Source organism: Burkholderia cepacia, from assembly GCF_001718835.1.
Taxonomy (GTDB): Bacteria; Pseudomonadota; Gammaproteobacteria; order Burkholderiales; family Burkholderiaceae; genus Burkholderia; species Burkholderia cepacia_F.
The window spans coordinates 2,920,258-2,940,376 of sequence record NZ_CP013444.1 but is presented as its reverse complement, the minus strand read 5'-3'; the positions used below and the strand labels follow the sequence as shown (position 1 = coordinate 2,940,376).

The following is a 20,119-nucleotide window of genomic DNA, read 5'->3' as shown; positions in this document are numbered from 1 at the left end:
CGGGTTATTTCCACTGATACAGCATGCCGGCGCCGATCACCTTCTGACCGCCGCTGAAGCCGCCGTTGATCGACGCCTTCAGGTTCTCCGTGATGCGCGCCTGCATGTTGACCGCCATCGCCTTCTGGCCGAGGAAGGTCGACGTGCCCACACCCATCCCGAAGTTGGCGTCGCGATCGAGCTGCGGGATCGACGCCATCGCGCCGACGGCCGCGATACCCTGCTTCGCCATCTGGTCGGTCTGCTGCAGTTGCGAACCCAGCGAGTTGATCTGCGCCTGCTGGCCCGACAGCGCCGTCGACAGCGTCGTCTGCACCTGCGTCAGCTGGTTCACGTTCACCGCGTCGGTGCCTTGCGTACCCGGCGCGACGTTCGTGATCTGGCGCTGCTGCGTGTCGCTACCGACCGACACCACGTTCGAGCGGCCGCCGTCGTTCGAATTCGCGCCGATCGCCACCGAGTTCGAGCCGGCGGTGACGGTCGGGAGATCGGTGCCCTTGCCGTTCATGTCGGCCGAGACGCCGTTCGTGTTCACCGTGCGCGTCGTGTTGTTGTTGATCGTCGTCGACAGCGAGTTCAACGTGTTGTTGATGTTCTTCACGCCGGTCGACAGCGAGGCCACGTTGCTGTTCGTCGTGCTCAGGCCGGTGGACAGCGAACCGATGCCCGTCGAGGTCGACGTCGACAGCGAGTTGACGTTGCTGTTCGTCGTGCTCAGGCCGGTCGACAGCGAGCTGATGCCGGTCGACGTCGACGTGGACAGCGACGCCACCGTGCTGTTCGTCGAGCTCAGGCCGGTGGACAGCGAGTTGATGCCCGTCGACAGCGAGCCGATGCTCGTCGACGTTGCCGTCGACAGGGTATTGACGGCCTGGTTCGTCGCGTTCAGCTGGCTGCCGTTGATCGCGTCCGTGCTGGTGGCCGAGATCCGGCCGGCGGCGACGTTCGTGATCTGGCGTTCCGCGCCCGGCGCGCCGACGCTCACCACGCCGACCGGCGAGCTGCCCGCGAAGAAGTACGTGATGCCGCCGATCGTGGCGCTCGACGTCGGGTTCGCGGCGGCCGTGACGGAGTTCGTGCCGAGCGCGACGTCGTTGAGGTTGTTCGCGACCGCGTTCGAGCCGAATGCGAGTGACCCGGCGCCGGCCGCTGTCGCCGTGTTGCCGAGCGCGAGCGAGCCGTTGCCGGTTGCCGTGTTCGCGTTGCCGAGCGCCACTGCGCCGTTGCCGGTGGCCGTGTTGCCGGAGCCGATCGACACGGCCTTGCCGCCCGTGGCCGATGCGTTCTGGCCGATCGCGACCGCGCCGTTCGACGAGGCGTTCGAGCCGTAGCCGACCGCGACGCTGCTTGCGCCCGAGGCGCTTGCGTTCACGCCTGCCGCGATGGCGTTGACGCCCGTTGCGCCGTCGTTGTCGTAGTTGGCCTGCTGCGTGCCGTTGTCGTTGACGCTGTAGTAGTGCGTCTTCGCGGCTTCGATCGCGGTCGAGGTCGACGTCGACAGCGATGTGAGGTTGCTGTTGGTCGTGCTCAAGCCGGTCGACAGCGAGCCGATGCCGCTCGACGTGGAGGTCGACAGCGATGCGACGGTGCTGTCGGTCGTGCTCAGGCCGGTGGACAGCGAGCCGAGGCCGGTCGAGGTCGCGGTGGACAGCGATGTCACGGTGCTGTTGGTCGTGCTCAGGCCGGTGGACAGCGAGCTGATGCCGGTCGAGGTCGAGGTGGACAGCGACGTGACCGAGCTGTTGGTCGAGCTCAGGCCGGTGGACAGGGAGCTGATGCCGGTCGAGGTCGAGGTGGACAGCGATGCGACGGTGCTGTTGGTCGAGCTGAGGCCGGTGGACAGCGAGCCGATGCCGGTCGAAGTCGACGTGGACAGCGAGGAGATCGAGCTGGTGGCCGATGACAAGCCGGTCGATGTTGAGGTCGACAGCGACGACACCGAGCTATCGGTCGAGCTCAGGCCGGTCGACAGCGAGCTGATGCCGGTCGACGTCGACGTGGACAGCGAAGAGATCGAGCTGGTGGCCGACGACAAGCCGGTCGACGTGGAGGTCGACAGCGACGTGACCGAGCTGTTGGTCGAGCTCAGGCCGGTCGACAGCGAGCTGATACCCGTCGAGGTCGACGTAGAGAGCGACGCGATCGAACTGGTGGCCGTCGAGATACCGGTCGACGTGGAGGTCGACAGCGATGCGACGGAGCTATCGGTCGAGCTCAGGCCGGTCGACAACGAGCTGATGCCCGTTGAAGTCGACGTGGACAACGACGAGATCGAACTGTTGGCCGACGACATCCCCGTCGACGTGGAAGTCGACAGCGACGCGACGGAGCTGTTGGTCGTGCTGAGGCCGGTGGACAGCGAGTTGATGCCGGTCGAGGTCGATGTGGACAGCGAAGCGACAGAGCTGTTGGTCGAGCTCAAACCCGTCGACAGCGAGTTGACGCCGCTTTGCGCCGTGCTGATGCCGGTCGACGTGGAGGTCGACAGAGACGCAACCGAGCTATCGGTCGAGCTCAGGCCGGTGGACAGCGAGCCGATGCCGGTCGAGGTCGACGTGGACAGCGAGGAGATCGAGCTGGTGGCCGTCGAGATGCCGGTCGACGTGGAGGTCGACAGGGACGCGACGGAGCTATCGGTCGAGCTCAGGCCGGTCGACAGCGAGCTGATGCCCGTCGAGGTCGACGTGGAGGTCGACAGCGACGCGATCGAGCTGTTGGCCGACGAGAGGCCGGTCGACGTGGAGGTCGACAGCGAAGCGACGGAGCTGTTAGTCGAACTCAGGCCGGTGGACAGCGAATTGACGCCACTTTGTGCGGTGCTGATGCCGGTCGACGTGGAAGTCGACAGCGACGACACCGAGCTATCCGTCGAACTCAGGCCGGTCGACAAAGAGTTGATGCCCGTCGAAGTCGAGGTGGACAGCGACGCGATTGAGCTGGTTGCCGTCGAGATACCCGTCGACGTGGAGGTCGACAGCGAAGCGACGGAGCTGTTAGTCGAACTCAGGCCCGTCGACAGGGAATTGACGCCGCTTTGTGCGGTGCTGATGCCGGTCGATGTGGAAGTCGACAGCGACGTCACCGAGCTGTCGGTCGAGCTCAGGCCGGTCGACAGCGAGCTGATGCCCGTCGAGGTCGACGTGGACAGCGACGCGATTGAGCTGGTTGCCGTCGAGATACCCGTCGACGTGGAGGTCGACAGCGAAGCGACGGAGCTGTCGGTTGAGCTGAGGCCGGTCGACAGCGAGCTGATGCCGGTCGAGGTCGACGTGGACAGCGAAGAGATCGAACTGGTGGCCGACGACAAACCCGTCGACGTGGAGGTCGACAGGGACGCGACGGAGCTGTTGGTCGAGCTCAGGCCGGTCGACAGCGAGCTGATGCCGGTCGAGGTCGACGTGGACAGCGACGAGATCGAGCTGTTGGCCGACGACAAGCCGGTCGACGTGGAGGTCGACAGGGAGGCGACGGAGCTGTCGGTCGAGCTCAGGCCGGTCGACAGCGAGTTGATGCCCGTCGAGGTCGACGTGGACAGCGACGCGATTGAGCTGGTTGCCGTCGAGATACCCGTCGACGTGGAGGTCGACAGCGAAGCGACGGAGCTGTCGGTTGAGCTGAGGCCGGTGGACAGCGAGCTGATGCCGGTCGACGTCGACGTGGACAACGACGTAATCGCGCTGTTGGCCGACGACAATCCGGTCGACGTCGACGTCGACAGCGAAGCGACGGAGCTGTTGGTCGAGCTCAGGCCGGTGGACAGCGAATTGACGCCACTTTGTGCGGTGCTGATGCCGGTCGACGTGGAGGTCGACAGCGAAGCGACGGAGCTATTAGTTGAGCTGAGGCCAGTCGACAGCGAGCTGATGCCGGTCGAGGTTGACGTGGAGAGCGACGTGATCGAGCTGTTAGCCGACGAGAGACCCGTCGAGGTCGAAGTCGACAGCGAGGTCACGCTGCTATCGGTCGTCGAGAGCCCGGTCGACAGCGACGCAATCGCGCTGTCGGACGACGACAGTGTCGAGGACAGCGATGCGACGTTACTGTTCGTGCTCGACAGTCCGGTCGACAGGGAGTTGATGCCGGTCGATGTGGACGTGGACAGCGACGTGATGCTCGAATCGGTCGTGCTCGCGACTGAGTAGAGCTGGCTGCCGTTGATCGCGTCGGTGCTGGACGACGTGATCCGGCCGGCCGCCACGTTGGTGATCTGACGCTCAGCCCCTGCGTTGCCGACGCTCACGACGCTCGACGGCGTGGCGCCGGCGAAGTTGCCATACGTCGTCGAGCCGATGGTCGCACTGCTGGTCGGGTTCGCGGCCGCGGTGACGGAGCCGCTGCCGAGCGCGACGTCGCCGGCGTTGTTCGCGACAGCGTTCGGGCCGATCGCGACGGAGTTGGTGCCAAGGGCCTGACTGTCCGGCGCAGTCGAGTTCGCGTGGAAGTACTTGATGCCCTGGCTGTTGATGTTGTCGATGGCCGCGCCGACGCTGTTGGCAGTGGACGTCGTGCCGTTGGCGTTGTACGTGGTGTACGACGGCGCGGAGATCGTGCCGGTCGTCGGGTTGTACGTTGCGCCGCCACCAAGCGCAGCGGCAGTGCTGTTGCCGAGGTTGTTGGTGTTGGTCGTCACCGTGCTCAGGCCGGTGGACAGCGAGCTGATGCCGGTCGACGTCGAAGTCGACAGCGAAGCAACGGTGCTGTTGGTCGAACTCAGGCCAGTCGACAGGGACGTGACACCGCTTTGCGCGGTGCTGATGCCGGTCGAGGTCGAGGTGGACAGCGAAGCGACGGAGCTGTTGGTCGAGCTCAGGCCTGTCGACAGTGAGTTGACGCCGCTTTGTGTGGTGCTGATACCGGTCGAGGTCGAGGTCGACAGCGAAGCGACGGAACTGTTGGTCGAGCTCAAACCCGTGGACAGCGAATTGACGCCGCTTTGTGCGGTGCTGATGCCGGTCGACGTGGAGGTCGACAACGACGTCACGGAGCTGTTGGTCGAGCTCAAGCCCGTCGACAGCGAGTTGACGCCACTCTGTGCGGTGCTGATGCCGGTCGAGCTTGAGGTCGACAGTGAAGCGACGGAGCTGTTGGTCGAGCTCAAACCCGTCGACAGCGAGTTGACGCCGCTCTGTGCGGTGCTGATGCCCGTCGAGGTCGAGGTCGACAGCGAAGTGACGGAGCTGTTGGTCGAGCTGAGGCCGGTGGACAGCGAGCCGATGCCCGTCGACGTCGCGGTGGACAGCGAAGCGACAGAGCTGTTGGTTGAGCTGAGGCCCGTCGACAGCGAGTTGACGCCACTCTGCGCGGTGCTGATACCGGTCGAAGTCGAGGTCGACAGCGAAGCGACCGAGCTGTTGGTCGAACTCAAACCCGTGGACAGCGAATTGACGCCGCTTTGTGCGGTGCTGATGCCGGTCGACGTGGAGGTCGACAACGACGTCACCGAGCTGTTGGTCGAACTCAAGCCCGTCGACAGCGAGTTGACGCCGCTCTGTGCGGTGCTGATGCCCGTCGAGGTCGAGGTCGACAACGAAGCGACAGAGCTGTTGGTCGAGCTCAGGCCGGTGGACAGCGAGCTGATGCCGGTCGACGTCGAAGTCGACAGCGACGTGACCGAGCTGTTGGTCGAACTCAGGCCAGTCGACAGGGACGTGACACCGCTCTGCGCGGTGCTGATACCGGTCGACGTCGAGGTCGACAACGAAGTGACTGTGCTGTTGGTGGTCGACAGACCGGTGGACAGCGAGTTGACGCCGCTCTGTGCGGTGCTGATGCCGGTCGAGCTTGAGGTGGACAGCGAAGCGACGGAGCTGTTGGTCGAGCTCAAGCCCGTCGACAGCGAGTTGACGCCGCTTTGCGTGGTGCTGATGCCGGTCGAAGTCGACGTGGACAGCGAAGCGATCGAGCTGTTGGCCGACGAGAGGCCGGTCGAGGTCGAGGTCGACAGCGAAGCGACGGAGCTGTTGGTCGAGCTCAAGCCCGTCGACAGCGAGTTGACGCCACTCTGCGCGGTGCTGATACCGGTCGAAGCCGAAGTGGACAGCGAAGCGACGGAGCTATTGGTCGAACTCAGGCCTGTCGACAGCGAAGTGATGCCGGTCGACGTCGACGTGGACAGCGACGAAATCGAGCTGTTAGCCGACGACAACCCGGTCGACGTGGAGGTCGACAGCGACGCAACGGAGCTATTGGTCGAGCTGAGGCCCGTCGACAGCGAACTGACGCCCGTCGACAGTGAAGAAATCGCGGACGAACTCGAGCTCAGGCCGGTGGACAACGAGCCGACGGTCGTCGAGGTCGACGTCGACAGCGTGTTGATCGCGGTATTGGTCGCGTAAAGCTGCGAACCATTGATCGCGTCCGTGCTGGTGGCGGAGATTCGTCCGGCCGCGACGTTCGTGACCTGGCGCTCGGCGCCGGCTGCGCCGACGCTGACGACGCTGCTCGGCGTTGTGCCCGCGAACGAATAGGTCGTGCCGCCGACCGTGCCGGTGGCAGTCGGATTCGCGGCCGCGGTGACGGAACCGCTGCCGAGCGCGACGTCGCCGGCGTTGTTCGCGACGGCGTTCGGGCCGATCGCGACCGAATCGGTGCCGAGGGCCTTGCTGTCCGGCGCAGTCGAGTTCGCGTGGAAGTACTTGATGCCCTGGCTGTTGATGTTGTTGATCGCCGAGCCGACGTTGTTGGCGGTCGTTGTCGTGCCGTTCGCGTTGTACGTGGTGTACGACGGGGCCGAAATCGTGCCGGTTGCCGGGTTGTACGTTGCGCCGCCACCAAGCGCAGCAGCAGTGCTATTGCCGAGGTTGTTGGTGTTGGCCGTCACCGAGCTCAGGCCGGTGGACAGCGAGCTGATGCCCGTCGAGGCCGACGTGGAGAGCGAGGTGATCGAGCTGTTAGCCGACGAGAGGCCGGTCGAGGTCGAGGTCGACAGCGACGTGACCGAGCTATTGGTCGAGCTCAAGCCGGTCGACAGGGAGTTGACGCCGCTTTGTGCGGTGCTGATGCCGGTTGACGCGGAGGTCGACAGCGAAGTGACCGTGCTGTTGGTGGTCGACAGACCGGTGGACAGCGAGTTGACGCCGCTTTGTGCGGTGCTGATACCCGTCGATGCGGACGTCGACAGCGACGTCACGGTGCTGTTCGTCGAGCTCAGTCCAGTCGAAAGCGAGCTGACGCCGGTCGAAGTCGACGTGGAAAGCGAGGCGATCGAGCTGCTAGCCGACGAAATGCCGGTCGAAGCGGAAGTCGACAACGACGTGACCGTGCTGTTGGTGGTCGACAGGCCGGTAGACAGCGAGTTGACGCCGCTCTGCGCCGTGCTGATACCGGTCGACGCGGAAGTCGATAACGACGTGACCGTGCTGTTGGTCGTCGACAGACCGGTGGACAGCGAATTGACGCCGCTTTGCGCGGTGCTGATTCCGGTCGACGTCGACGTGGAAAGCGAAACGATCGAGCTATTGGCCGACGAAATACCCGTGGACGCTGACGTGGACAAACTGGCGATGCTCGACGTCGTCGTGCTCGCGACCGAGTAGAGCTGGCTACCGTTGATCGCATCGGTGCTGGCGGCACCGACGAGGCCGGCGGCGACGTTCTGGATGCGGCGTTCCGAGCCGGGCGCGCCGACACTGACCACACCGTTCGCCGCGCTCGCGCCGGCGTAGGTGCCGAACGTCTGAGTGCCGATCATGGTGCTGCTGACCGTCCCGGTGCCGCCGGTTGCCGTCGTCGCGGTGGCGCTCGTCACCGAGCCGTTGCCGAGTGCAACCGAGTTCGCTACGTTTGCCGTCGAGTTGACGCCGAGCGCCAGCGCATTGGTGGCCGTAGCGCTGGACCCTTGCGCAATCGCGACGGAACCGCTGCCGGACGCATTGGAGTTTGCGCCCAATGCGGTCGCGAACGAATTGGTGGCCACACTGCTCGAGCCCAGGGCGACCGAACCTGCCGTCCCGCTCGCGGTCGAGCCGTTGCCGAGCGCCAATGCATCCGAGCCGGAGGCAATGGCCTTGGCGCCGAAACTCCCGCTGTTGCCGATCGCTATCGATCCAGTGCCGGTCGACGTCACCGAGTTGCCGATTGCAACCGAGCCGTTCGTGCCCGTGGCGGTTGCCGAACTGCCGATCGCCACCGCGCTGCTGGTCGCCACGCTGGTGTTGCCGAGCGCGACGGAACCCGTCCCGGTCGACGTATTGGAATTGCCGAGCGCAATGGCGCCTTGCCCGTTCGCGGTATTGTTCGCGCCTACCGCAACGGCGCCGGTGCCGGTCGCGACGTTCGGGTCGCCGATTGCGACCGCTCCGTCGCCCGTCGCCGTCTGGCCGCGACCGATCGCGACGGCGCCGCCCGTCGCCGTGCTGCTGTTGGCCGTCGTGCCGCTCGAGCCGATCGCAACGTTCTGGCCGATCGCGCCGGACACGACGCCGTCGCCCTGGGCGATGCCGAACGCGCCGTTGACCGTCGCGCCGCGACCCATTGCAATACCCGAGGTCGCGGTCGCCGCGACGGACGACTGGCCACCGATCGCGATCGAGTCGGACGCGGCCGCTTGCGCCCCCTTCGTCGCGTTGCTGCCGATCGCGATCGCTCCGGCGCCCGACGCGATGGTCGAGTTCGCCTGCGACAGCGGCGTCGTGCCGTTGCCGCCCGCGCCGCCGATCGCGACCGAGTTCAGCGCGTTCGCCGTCGAACCGAAGCCGAGCGCGGTCGCGCCGGTGCCGCTCGCGGTCGTTTCGAGGCCGGCTGCCGTGCCCCACAGCGCGGCGGACGACTGCATGCCGTAGGTCGTCGCGCCGTTGCCGTTCGCCTGGGAGAACGAGCCGTACACCGTCACGCCTGTCCAGCCGTTGCCGTTCGAATTACAGCCGGCGACGACCGAATAGGTGCCGGAACCGTCACCGGCCTGGTTGGCCGTACCACCCGGGTTGACGCGGCCGACCGCTCCGTTCGATGTGGTGAAGCAGGTCTGCTGGGTATTCAATGTGTTGGCGCTCGCAAGCGACGGCAGTCCGATCGCCAGAGCGGCGATCGCGGCGACCACCACGGCCGACTTGTTCGGCTTGCCCCGTGCCGAATCGTGTTCGGACGCAGCGACCCAGGCGCCAAGAGCTTCGTTCCAGATCGAGCGGTATGTGCGGTTCATGTCCTGCTACCTCCAAATATGCACGCCACACACCGGTCTCTTTTGTTAGATGAATGTGCCGTGCGCTCGTGCAATCCCAAAAATATGGGCGGAGTTTATTTGAGATGGATTTTATGAATTGCTAAATAGTGAAAAATGAGCGCGAGAGAAAGTTAAAATTTGGTTAATAAGTGCTGAGGGCAACAATTCTGGAGTAAGGCCAAGTAAAACAATGGGAAGGAGGATTGAAAGGTATGAGGCGTGACGTCTTGCTGCGTGATGGCCTTGTCCATCAATGGTTTGGTGGCGGTGTTGTCGATGGGTTGACGAGCGTCGGGATGATAAAGTAAGACAAATGAAATAGCAAACGTTTGCGCACTGCCTGCTTTGTTATGTATTTGTAATGTTGGAGATGGAATCGAGATAATTTTCGATGCGTTGATATTAATTTATTAATTCATGTTTTTTCTGGTTTTGCTTTTTGTTTTGTGTTGAAATTTGAGATGAGAAATGCGTAAAGGACGGTAATCCGGCTATGCCAGTCTGCGCATCGCACATCGCCGGGATGCGACCGTCTGACGGGCCGGTTCGGGGAGGATGCAGATCGTCGGCAGGAAAAAAATGAGGCCGGACGCGAGCCGCGCCGGCTGCATGTCTATTTCGAATTTGTTTGAGTGAGCATTGCGGTTCCTCAACAATCGGCTCAATTTCGGAAGGAAATCGCAACGCACGATTCGGCGCTGGCGTTTGCCGCAGCCGCCGAGCGGTAGCAGCGGGGCGGCGTCGGGACGGGCGGCGCGTCCGGATCGATCGGATCGGGCCGCGATGCGGCAAGGCGCTGCCGGGCGGTTCCGTGTCGAGGAGCGGGAAATGAAGCGTGCGTGAAGGGCAGGCGGGACGTCGCGTCAGGAGGGCTGACTTCAGGCACGCAGGCAGGCGGTGGAGGCAACACGAGGTGGTCGGCGAACAACCGCCCCGGCCGGCAAGCGGAATCGATCTTCGCGGCGAGACGCCGCGAACCACATCCGACGCTATTTCCTGATGAACCGCAGCGCGAGCCGCGCCATACGCGGCACGAACAACGGGCGCAGCAGGCGCTTGTCGTAACCGGCCATCCGCCGATCGTTCTCGGCGAGACACAGTTCGATCAGTTCGCGCGGGTTCAACGCTTCGCCGATGTCGGCGGTGCTCGTCGCCGGGAAGTTCGCGTCGTGCGCGACGCCGTCGGCGTCGATCCCGCGCGCGATGCCGATCCGTTCCCAGATCAGGAACGCCCACACGGCAGCAACTTTCACTAAGAACGCGGGCCGGCGCCACCACGGCAGGCTGCGCCAGTACCACGCGTACCAGTTCACGAAGAACAGGATGTGGCGGCCTTCTTCCTGGATCACGGGCTCGAAGGTGTCGACGAGTTCGGGCGGGAAATAACCGGAGCGCTGCGCGGAGCGGAACAGGCCGAACGCGAAGAAGCTGTCGATGCATTCGCTGAAGCCCGTGACCATCCACGACCACTCGGGGTCCTTCGGCGCCGGGTAGGGTGGCTCGGGGGCGAGCCGGATGCCGTATGCCTCGACGAGCTTCGACAGCACGACCTTGTGACGCGCTTCCTCGCCGCCGTCCATCTCGAGCGCCTGCTTCAGCAGCGGGTCGCGGACGGTCGACGCGAACGTCGCGACGCGGATCGATGCACGACCTTCGGTCTGCACCGCGATGTCCCAGATCGGCAGCGACGTGAGTCGCCTGAGTTCGGCGGGCTTGAGTGGCGGCCAGTCGATCACCGCCGGCTTGTACGGGTTGTGTGTGTCGAGCAGCATGCGGCAGAACATCTGCATGTGCGCATCGGAACCGATCCGGACCGGACCTTGCCTCTCGAAGGTCCAGTTGCGCATTGCGTGATCTGCGGCTGCGTGCTGTTCCTGCAGCGTGTCACTCATGGCTATTGTTGTGCGATTACGGATCGAAAGATTCTCCCACGGCTCCCGTTTTCGCGTATTTTCGAGCGGCCATGCGCACGCCGGCCAGGCGTGCGTCACGCGTGCGTGTCGACCCAGAGGCGGCCCCAGCGGGACGCGTAGGCAAGCGCGTGTTCTTCCTCGAAGAAGAAATCGATCGCGTCGAACGAAACGGAGCGCGGCGACGGGCCGCTGCTCGCCTTCGCGATCGTCAGGTTGGCGGCGAACAGCCCGTTCGGCAACCGGGCGGCAGCGGGGGCGACTTCGTAGCCCTTGTAGCGGATCGTACGGTTCATGGCGTGCGCGGAGAAAGTTCGGATGTTCAGCGTACGAAAACCCGCCGGCCGCGTGAACCAATCTTTCGGCCAATGCAAATCACGCGGCGGGCCGAAACCTTATCGACGGTGGACGGCCGCGCGTACGGCGGCCGGATGCAAGCCGCCCGCGCACGGGCAAGGCGCCGGGCGCGGGCGGCGGAACGGGAAAAGAGGAAAGGGGCGGGTTACTGGTTGGCGACCTTCAGCACGGGCGCGAGCGCATCGACCGATGCCGCATGCGAGGCCGCGCGATGCGAGGCGAACGCGAGCGCGAACTCGGCCGCTTGCGTGCCGACCGTCTCGAGCTGGGCGACGACCTTCGGATCCGAGCAGCTGTCGGCGCTGTCGAAGCGCGTTTCGAGCGTGTTCACGGTCGCGCCGAACGGCGTCGGCCAGCCGCGCAGCGCATGCACGATCGAACGCAGCGACGTCAGCACGGTGCCGGCCGCCTGCCAGCCGTACGCGGTGACGATCAGGCCGACCGCGCGTCCGTCGAGATAGGGGCGATCGTCCGCACGCAGTTCCTCGAGCGTGTCGAGCGCGTTCTTCACGAGGCCGGAGACGCCGCCGTGATAGCCGGGCGTCGCGATGACGATCGCGTCGGCCTGGCGCACGGCGTCGATCAGTTCGCGCTGCGCGTCGGTCAGCGTTTTGTGTTCGGGGGCGTAGTGCGGCAGCGTATGCAGGAACGGGCCGTCGAACAGGCGCGTGCGTGCGCCGGCCGCCTGCGCGCCGCGCAACGCGAACGACAGCGCGCGTTCGGTCGACGACGCTGCCCGGGTGGTACCGCCGATGCCGACGACGAACGGGCGGCGGTGTTGATCGAATGCAGTCAAGGGGCGCTCCTTGGGGATGGCTTGCCCGGCGGCCTGGCACAGCCTTAAACGCGGGCTTAAAACCAGATGGTAACGACCCCGCCGCCACTCTGAAAACGACTTTTCGTTCTATCGATATGCCGTGAGGCGCGCGCAATCGTGTGCGCGGCCGCACGGATCGATAGCAGAAATGCTTGGTTGGGACGGCCGGCCGCGGTCGATAAGATGGGCCCGTCTCCTCCATGATGTCTCTACTGACATGGGTTGGCCCCGCCGCGCGGATGCAGGCGGGGCTTTTTTTCGTCGCGGATGTCGACGAAGAAGCATGCCTCGTCGCGGCATGCATGAGCCCGCCGCTCGATGGAGGCGACACGTCGCCGTCTACCGATAGATGTCGACATACCGCTTGCCGTCCGCCTGAATGACGCCGCGATACATGCCTTCGGTGTTGAACGGCATCGACACGCGCCCGTCGGCATCGACGGCGATGAGTCCTCCGCTGCCGCCCTGGCTCGGAATCACCTCGTTGACGACCGTGCGCGCGGCCTCGTCGACCATCGCATGACCGTACTTCATCCGTGCGGCGACGTCATGGGCCGCGACCGCGCGGATGAATGCTTCCCCCGTTCCCGTCGCGGACACGGCCACGCGTGTGTCGGCAAAGGTGCCGCATCCGATGAGCGGCGAATCGCCGATGCGTCCGTGGCGCTTGTTCGTCAAGCCGCCCGTGGAGGTCGCGGCGGCGAGATGACCGTTGGCATCGCGCGCGACGGCGCCGACGGTGCCGAACTTGTGCTCGCCGTTGTTGAGCCGGCTCGAATCGGCAGGCGCCTGCTGGCGAAGCAGCGCCGCACCGTCGTGATCGAGCAATGCGCGTCCGGTGTCGCGCACGGCAACCAGCTGCTGCCAGCGGAAATCGGTGTGGAAGTACTCGGGGGGCTCCAACGCGAGGCCTTCGTCGATCGCGAATTGCTCGGCCCCTGCACCCGACAGCAGCACGTGCGTGGATCGACCCATCACGCGCCGTGCCGCTTCGACGGGATTCCTGATGCGAGACACGCCGGCCACCGCGCCTGCGCGCCCGGTGTGTCCTTCCATGACGGCCGCATCCATTTCGTGGGTGCCCGCATGCGTGAACACCGAGCCGCGCCCCGCGTTGAACAGCGGGCAATTCTCCAATGCGACGACGGCGGCGACGACGGCGTCGACGCTCGACCCGCCGGCTTTCAGAACCAGATGGCCCGCCACGAGCGCTGCTTCGAGCGCGGCGCGATGAGCGGCTTCCTGTTCCGGCGTCATGACGCCGCGCTGCAGCGTGCCGGCGCCGCCGTGGACTGCGAGGATGGTCCTTTCCATTTCACGTTTCCTGCGGTATTCGATTCGAACGTCAATGCGTATGCGTCGCGGCCTTCGCCGATTCGTCGCCGACGAGCTTTCTCATCATGGGCATCATCAGGAACAGCAGGGCCGCGACGGCGAAGAGCCCCGCGGCGATGCTGCCGTAGAGCATCGTCAGCCGCGCCGGGTCGGGCATGTAGAAGCCCGCGAAGTAACCGGCAAGCTTGTAGCCGAACGAGCTGCCGAAGAACCAGAGCCCCATCATCAGGCCGACGAGCTTGACGGGCGCCAGCTTCGTGACGAGGTTCAGGCCGATCGGGCTCAGGCACAGCTCGCCGAACACTTCGAACAGGAACAGGCCGGCAAGCCAGAGCGGATTGATCTTCACGCCGACATGAAGCGTCGAGCACAGGATCGCGAACGCGGCATAGCCGAAGCCGATCAGCAGCGGCGCGATCGCGAGCTTCGCGAGGCTCGACGGTTGACGACGGCCGAGCCGCACCCAGAGCGCCGCGAACACCGGCGCGAGCAGGATCACGTACAGCGCGGTCAGCGACTGGAACCAGGCCGCGGGCACGACGAAGCTGCCGATGTTGCGCTCCACCATTTCCTTGGCGAACAGGCTCAGGCTCGAGCCTTTCTGTTCATACGCGGACCAGAATGCGATCGTCACGACGAAGTAAATGCCCATCACGGCGAGGCGCTTCCACTCGGCGCCGGTCAGTTGCTCCCGGATGCCCATCATGATGACGAGCACGAGCGCGTCGAACGCCAGCAGGAACGGAAGCACGTTCTGCCAGTTGCTTCCCGCGAGCCCCGTGCCGACGACGGTGAACATGCCGAGCGCGACGTAGGCCGCCGTCTGCCGCGCACCGTCCTGCCGTTTCCGCGTCGATGCCGCGGGCTTCGCCGCGAGGCGGTCGCCGACGTGCTCGAGACGGCCGCGTTGGGACCAGAAGACGACGAGGCCGAGCAGCATGCCGACGCCTGCCGCTGCAAAGCCGAAGTGCCAGCTGTTGACCGGATCGATGCCGAACGAGCGCAGCACGTTCTTGAAAGGCTCGGCTTCCGCGAGAAAGCCGCAGACGAGCGGCGCGAGGAATGCGCCGATGTTGATGCCCATGTAGAAGAGCGAGAAGCCGCTGTCGCGGCGGTCGTCGTCTTGCGAGTAGAGGCCGCCCACGAGCGCGCTCACGTTCGGCTTGAGCAGGCCCGTGCCGCATGCGACGAGCACGAGCCCCGCGAAGAACGTCGGGACCGCGGGAATGGCCATGGTGAAGTGGCCGGCCGCGATGATGATGCCGCCGATCAAGACCGAGCGACGCGTGCCGAGCCACTGGTCGGCGATGATGCCGCCCGGCAGCGACAGCAGGAACGCGGCCATCGAATACGTGCCGTAGATCGCCGTCGCATGGGGCGTGTCGTAGCCGAGCCCGCCGAGGCCCGGAGCGGCGACCATGTACAGCACGAGAATGGCTCGCATCCCGTAGAAGCTGAACCGCTCCCACATCTCGGTGAAGAACAGCGTGGTGAGGCCGCGCGGATGCCCCGCGAGCCCCGCCGTATCCCTGAGCGGCTGAACCGTGACGCTATCGGAAGTCGTGGTCATGTTGGGTTTCCTCGAATACCCGAACTGCTGAATGGAATGATGGCGACGCTTGCAAGGTCACGAAGGGTTGCGTGTCTTGCGAGGTGCGCCGGGAGCGGCTGCGCCACGCCGGCGGCCAACGTCGCCGGCCTTGTTGTCGCGCGTCCGGTCGGCTTCCGCATGCGCCGGCGTCGAAGCCGTGGTGTCGAATGCGAGATACGGCAGAACGGTTTGCGACAACGCGGCCGCGACGGCTTGCGTCTGCGGTGTCGCCTTCAGCACTTCCGATGCGAGCGTTTCGACGAGCGCCACCATCGCCACCGAACTCGACGACAGCACGCGATGCTCGGCCGGCGCCAGCAGGACGGCGTCGGCTGCGGCGGCGAGCGGCGCGGTCGGGTTGTCGGTCAGCGCGACGACGAAAGCGCCGCGTTCGCGAGCAAAGCGCGCAAGCTCGACCGTGTCGCGCGAATAGCGGGGCAGCGAGATCGCGATCAGCGTGTCGCCGGCGCCGACGTGCGTCATGTGTCGGGCGGCTTGCTCGCTGCCGCCACCCGCGGCGGCCCACACGACGCGCCGGTGATACGGCATCAACGTGTCTGCAAGCAAGCCGGTCAGGTAGGTGCTCAGGCCGAGCCCGAGGCAATACACGGCGTTGCTCGCGACGATGCGCGTCACCACCTGGGCCAGCCGCTCCGTTTGAAGCGACGAATCCATCGCGGCCAGATTGCGCTGGTGATCCGCGAGCCAGGCGCCGATCCCTTCCTGCTTTGCCTGCGCCGCCAGTTTCTCCACCGGTTGCAGCGCTTGCCGCACGACCGCGGCAAGGTCCGCCTTCAGCTCCGAAAACCCGCGATATCCGGCGTGCTTCGCGAACCGGTTGACGCTGGCGACGGAGCCGCCGCACGCTTGCGCGACTTCCTCGATCGTGAGCGTTGCGGCGTCGAGCGAATGGGACGCCAGCCATCGCGCGACGGGCTTCAGCGCGTCGGATGCGGTCGCGGATGCGTGGTGAATGCGCTCGATCGCGCCGGGCGGCTCGGTGTTGCTCACGGGGAGGGATGGCTAGGTAGCGGGATAACGGGACGGGTGAAGTATGGTCGCGTGAATATTGATTTTCAAGCTAGTGAAAACGTGAAAACAAGTGTTCAATCGTCTGGATAATTCAACGGGCGACGACCACGCGCGACGGCGCGCATCCGTAACGCTCCGATTCAGCGTGAAGGAACCCGAAACAAATTGCGGGCGAACGGCGATGGTCGGCGCAATCTGGCTCGACAGGCGCACCGGTTTCCGCACGGGCATTCGCTTTTCACGCGATCTCGTTGCGGCGCCTGTCGGCTCGCTGTCGCGCACCAGCTCGGTGCGGCACGAATCAATCCAGCCGATCGGACGTGGATTTGTCCGAAAGCGACGCGCGGCAGAGGCCATTTCGCGCCCGCCGCCGCCGAATCCGCCGCACGTTGCTCCGCACAAGTTCTACCCGTGATGTCCGCCAGTCATGGCGATACAGGTTTTGCGCCGCCGCAAACCACTGGCGCCGGCCGCGCGGCCTCACCCGGCGCGGCTGGACGCCGCTTTTCCCCCGTGTCGTATTTGCGCAAGCGTTTGTCGTAATTCGTCGGCAGGTCGGGGTTTTTTCTGGCAACTATGTAGGCACGCTATGACACACGTGAGTCCCCGCTACACGAGGAGAAGGTTTCGATGGATGCCCCCAAGGTCGTGGTCGAAGGTCTGTGCAAGGTGTTTGGAAGTAACCCGCAGCAGGCGCTCGACATGCTTGCCGCCGGCGCGACGAAGGACGACGTGCTCAAGCGCACCGGCCAGGTCGTCGGCGTGCACAACGTCTCCTTCGATGTGCAGGAAGGCGAAATATTCGTGCTGATGGGCCTGTCCGGCTCCGGCAAGTCCACGCTGATCCGCCTCGTGAACCGGCTGGTCGATCCGAGCGCCGGCAAGGTGATGATCGACGGGCTCGACGTCGCGTCGGCGCGCCGCTCTGCGCTGACCGCGCTGCGCCGCAAGGACATGAGCATGGTGTTCCAGTCGTTCGCGCTGATGCCGCATCGCTCCGTGGTGTCGAACGCCGCGTTCGGCCTGGAAGTCGCGGGCGTCGGCAAGAAGGAACGCGAGCGCCGCGCGATGGAAGTGCTCGAGCAGGTCGGTCTTGCACCGTTCTCGCACAAGCTGCCGTCCGAGCTGTCGGGCGGCATGCAGCAGCGCGTGGGCCTCGCCCGTGCGCTGGCCGTGAACCCGTCGCTGATGATCATGGACGAGGCGTTCTCCGCGCTCGATCCGCTCAAGCGCCGCGAAATGCAGGATGTGCTGCTGCAACTGCAGAAGGAACAGCGCCGCACGATCATGTTCGTGTCGCACGATCTGGAAGAAGCGCTGCGCATCGGCAACCGCATCGCGATCATGGAAGGCGGCCGGCTCGTGCAGGTCGGCACGCCGCAGGACATCATCGCGAACCCGGCCGACGACTACGTGCGCGCGTTCTTCGACGGCATCGACACCAGCCGCTACCTCACGGCCGGCGACCTGATGCAGACGGGCGCCGTGCCGATCGTGTCGAAGTGCGATGCCGCGAACGTCGCGGCAACGCTGAACGGCAGTGCCGACTATGCGTTCGTGCTCGACGCGCAACGCAAGATCCGCGGCTTCGTCACGCGCGATGCGATCGGTCAGGACACGCCGTCCGTGAGCCCGATCGAAAGCATCCGGCGCGATGCGTCGCTCGAACATGTCGTCGCGCGCGTGGTGGCGAGCCCGAATGCACTGCCTGTCGTCGACGACGACGGCTGCTACTGCGGCTCGGTCGATCGTGCGCTCATCCTGAAGGCCATCACGCGTTCGCGAGGCTCCCATGTCTGAAATGATTCCGCTCGGTACCTGGGTCGACCAGTCCGTTCACTACCTGCTCGACCATGACGCGAAGACGTTCGACGCGATCGGTCAAGCGATCGAGGGGCTCGCGGCATTCGTCGAGCACGGCCTGCAGGCGATCCCGATGTGGCTGATGATGGCGATCTTCATCGGCGTCGGGCTGTGGCGGGTGGGCTGGCGCTTCGCGCTGTTCACCACCGCGTCGCTGCTGCTGATCTTCGCGACGGGTTTCTGGGATCAGACCGTCATCACGCTCGGCCTCACGCTGTCGTCGACGATCATCAGCCTCGTGCTCGGCATCCCGCTCGGCATCTGGGCCGCGAAGAGCAAGTGGGTCGCCGCGATCGTGCGCCCGATCCTCGACCTGATGCAGACGATGCCGGCGTTCGTCTACCTGATTCCGGCCGCGATGCTGTTCGGTCTCGGCCGCGTGCCGGGGATCCTGTCGACGGTGATCTTCGCGATGCCGCCGGCGGTGCGCCTGACGAGCCTCGGCATCCGCCACGTGAACCGCGAGATCGTCGAAGCCGGCCAGGCCTTCGGCTGCACGCCGTGGCAACTGCTGTACAAGGTGCAGTTCCCGAATGCGCTGCCGTCGATCATGCAGGGCGTGAACCAGACGATCATGATGGCGCTGTCGATGGTGATCATCGCGTCGATGGTCGGCGCGGGCGGCCTCGGCAACGACGTGCTCGCGAGTATCCAGCGCCTCGACATCGGCCTCGGTTTCGAAAGCGGCCTGTCGGTCGTGCTGCTCGCGATCATTCTCGACCGCATCACCGAAAGCTTCGGCCGCGCGCCGGGCACCGTGAAGGCGCCGCTGTTCTCGGGTCTCAAGCAGCTGTTTCGCGTGAAGGCTGCACCCGCACAGGCCTGACCACCGGCGGCCGGCGCCTTGTCGCTGACATTCCCGGCCGCCTTCTCCGTGTTTCGCATCGGCTGCCGTGGCGACGCCACGGCGCTGGCCGCCTGCAACCTGCCCGTTAGGAGAGCGATGTGACGTCCGCTGCCGCCGCTGCCGCCCTGGCGCCCGCCGCCTGCGTTTCACCGGTTTCGTCCCTCGCCCATTTCGGCTTCCTCACGCTGCCGAACTTCTCGATGATCGCGTTCTCGAGCGCTGTCGAAGTGCTTCGGATGGCGAACTACGTCGGGCGGGCCGATCACTACCAGTGGTCGATCTACTCGCTCGACGGCAGCCCCGTGCATGCCAGCAACGGTATCGCGGTACGGCCCACGCAGGCGCTCGACTACACGAAGCTTGCCCGACGTGATGATCGTGTGCGGCGGCATCCGCATCCGCGACGTGGTCGACGAAGGCGCACGCGATACGCTCGCGGCGCTCGCCGAACGCGGGCTGCCGCTCGGCGGCATCTGCACGGGCGCGTATGCGCTGATGTCGAGCGGGCTGCTCGACGGGTATCGCTGCACCGTGCACTGGGAGAACCTGTCGTCGCTGCATGCCGAATTTCCGCAAGTGGGGTTCGCCGACGAACTGTTCGTCGTCGACCGCGACCGGCTGACCTGCACCGGCGGCACCGCGCCGCTCGACCTGATGCTGAACCTCGTCGGCATGCGGTTCGGCCAGCAGCTGGCCGCGCAGGTATCCGAACAGTTCATCCTGGAGCGCATCCGCAGCTCGACCGATACGCAGCCGATTCCGGTCGATGCGCGCGTCGGCTTCTCGCGCGCGGAGCTGATCGAGGTCGTGCGGCTGATGGAGGCGAACATCGAGGAGCCGCTGTCGCTCGAGGAACTCGCGCGGCTCGTGCGGCTGTCGCAGCGGCACCTGCAGCGGATGTTCAAGGTGTACCTGAACGTGTCGCCGACCCACTATTACCTGACGCTGCGCCTGAAGCGCGCGCGCGACCTGCTGCGTACGACCGACGCGTCGATCGCGCGCGTGACGACGGTCTGCGGGTTTCATTCGCCGTGCCATTTCAGCAAGGCCTATCGCGCGCAGTTCGGTCATGCGCCCAGCGTCGAACGCCGGCTGCCTGGACGCTGAACGGCGCTGATCCATATTCGGCCCGTGCGCCGCCGGGATCGCGGCGAACGGCTTCCATTCACGATCCCGGATTTCACGCGAACGACATCACTTTGAGGAG

At 65.4% G+C, this 20,119-nt stretch carries 10 protein-coding genes and 1 pseudogene; 4 read left to right on the top strand and 7 right to left on the bottom strand.

Translation table 11 applies throughout. From position 1 onward, the window contains the following. Window positions 1-4 precede the first annotated feature (4 nt). The 7 genes from WT26_RS38905 to WT26_RS32840 all read right to left on the bottom strand — a co-directional run bounded on the left by WT26_RS38905 (window position 5) and on the right by WT26_RS32840 (window position 16,181). Window positions 5-9,139, bottom strand: coding sequence for an ESPR-type extended signal peptide-containing protein (locus tag WT26_RS38905; RefSeq protein ID WP_081333806.1), 9,135 nt, complete (start codon window positions 9,137-9,139; stop codon window positions 5-7). A 1,010-nt stretch (window positions 9,140-10,149) separates the two neighbouring features. Continuing rightward, window positions 10,150-11,052 (bottom strand): aminomethyltransferase, encoded by a 903-nt coding sequence (locus WT26_RS32865; protein WP_069274883.1) that lies wholly within the window; start codon window positions 11,050-11,052, stop codon window positions 10,150-10,152. Between the two features lie 95 nt (window positions 11,053-11,147). Then, a complete protein-coding gene (locus tag WT26_RS32860; protein ID WP_021157097.1) occupies window positions 11,148-11,366 on the bottom strand; it encodes a hypothetical protein in 219 nt (72 codons plus the stop codon). 206 nt (window positions 11,367-11,572) lie between these two features. Beyond that, a complete protein-coding gene (locus tag WT26_RS32855) occupies window positions 11,573-12,223 on the bottom strand; it encodes an NADPH-dependent FMN reductase (protein WP_069274882.1) in 651 nt (216 codons plus the stop codon). A gap of 360 nt (window positions 12,224-12,583) precedes the next feature. Then, window positions 12,584-13,558: an isoaspartyl peptidase/L-asparaginase family protein gene (locus tag WT26_RS32850; protein WP_069271665.1), complete on the bottom strand. Its 975-nt coding sequence runs from the start codon at window positions 13,556-13,558 to the stop codon at window positions 12,584-12,586. 31 nt (window positions 13,559-13,589) lie between these two features. Continuing rightward, complete coding sequence (locus WT26_RS32845; protein WP_069271664.1) at window positions 13,590-15,149, bottom strand: peptide MFS transporter; 1,560 nt, start codon at window positions 15,147-15,149, stop codon at window positions 13,590-13,592. 57 nt (window positions 15,150-15,206) lie between these two features. After that, entirely contained in the window at window positions 15,207-16,181 is a 975-nt protein-coding gene (locus tag WT26_RS32840; protein ID WP_060042121.1) for a MurR/RpiR family transcriptional regulator, read from the bottom strand. Between the two features lie 166 nt (window positions 16,182-16,347). On the opposite strand from WT26_RS32840, the gene WT26_RS32835 reads away from it, so the two are divergent. The 4 genes and pseudogenes from WT26_RS32835 to WT26_RS32820 all read left to right on the top strand — a co-directional run bounded on the left by WT26_RS32835 (window position 16,348) and on the right by WT26_RS32820 (window position 20,019). Continuing rightward, entirely contained in the window at window positions 16,348-16,617 is a 270-nt protein-coding gene (locus WT26_RS32835) for a hypothetical protein (RefSeq protein WP_155123279.1), read from the top strand. A gap of 215 nt (window positions 16,618-16,832) precedes the next feature. After that, entirely contained in the window at window positions 16,833-18,002 is a 1,170-nt protein-coding gene (locus WT26_RS32830) for a quaternary amine ABC transporter ATP-binding protein (protein ID WP_021163995.1), read from the top strand. Beyond that, entirely contained in the window at window positions 17,995-18,891 is an 897-nt protein-coding gene (gene choW / locus WT26_RS32825) for a choline ABC transporter permease subunit (RefSeq protein ID WP_059525062.1), read from the top strand. Before WT26_RS32830 ends, choW begins: the two co-directional genes overlap by 8 nt. A 119-nt stretch (window positions 18,892-19,010) precedes the next feature. Continuing rightward, a pseudogene (locus WT26_RS32820) lies at window positions 19,011-20,019 on the top strand (GlxA family transcriptional regulator). The last annotated feature ends 100 nt before the right edge of the window (window positions 20,020-20,119 follow it).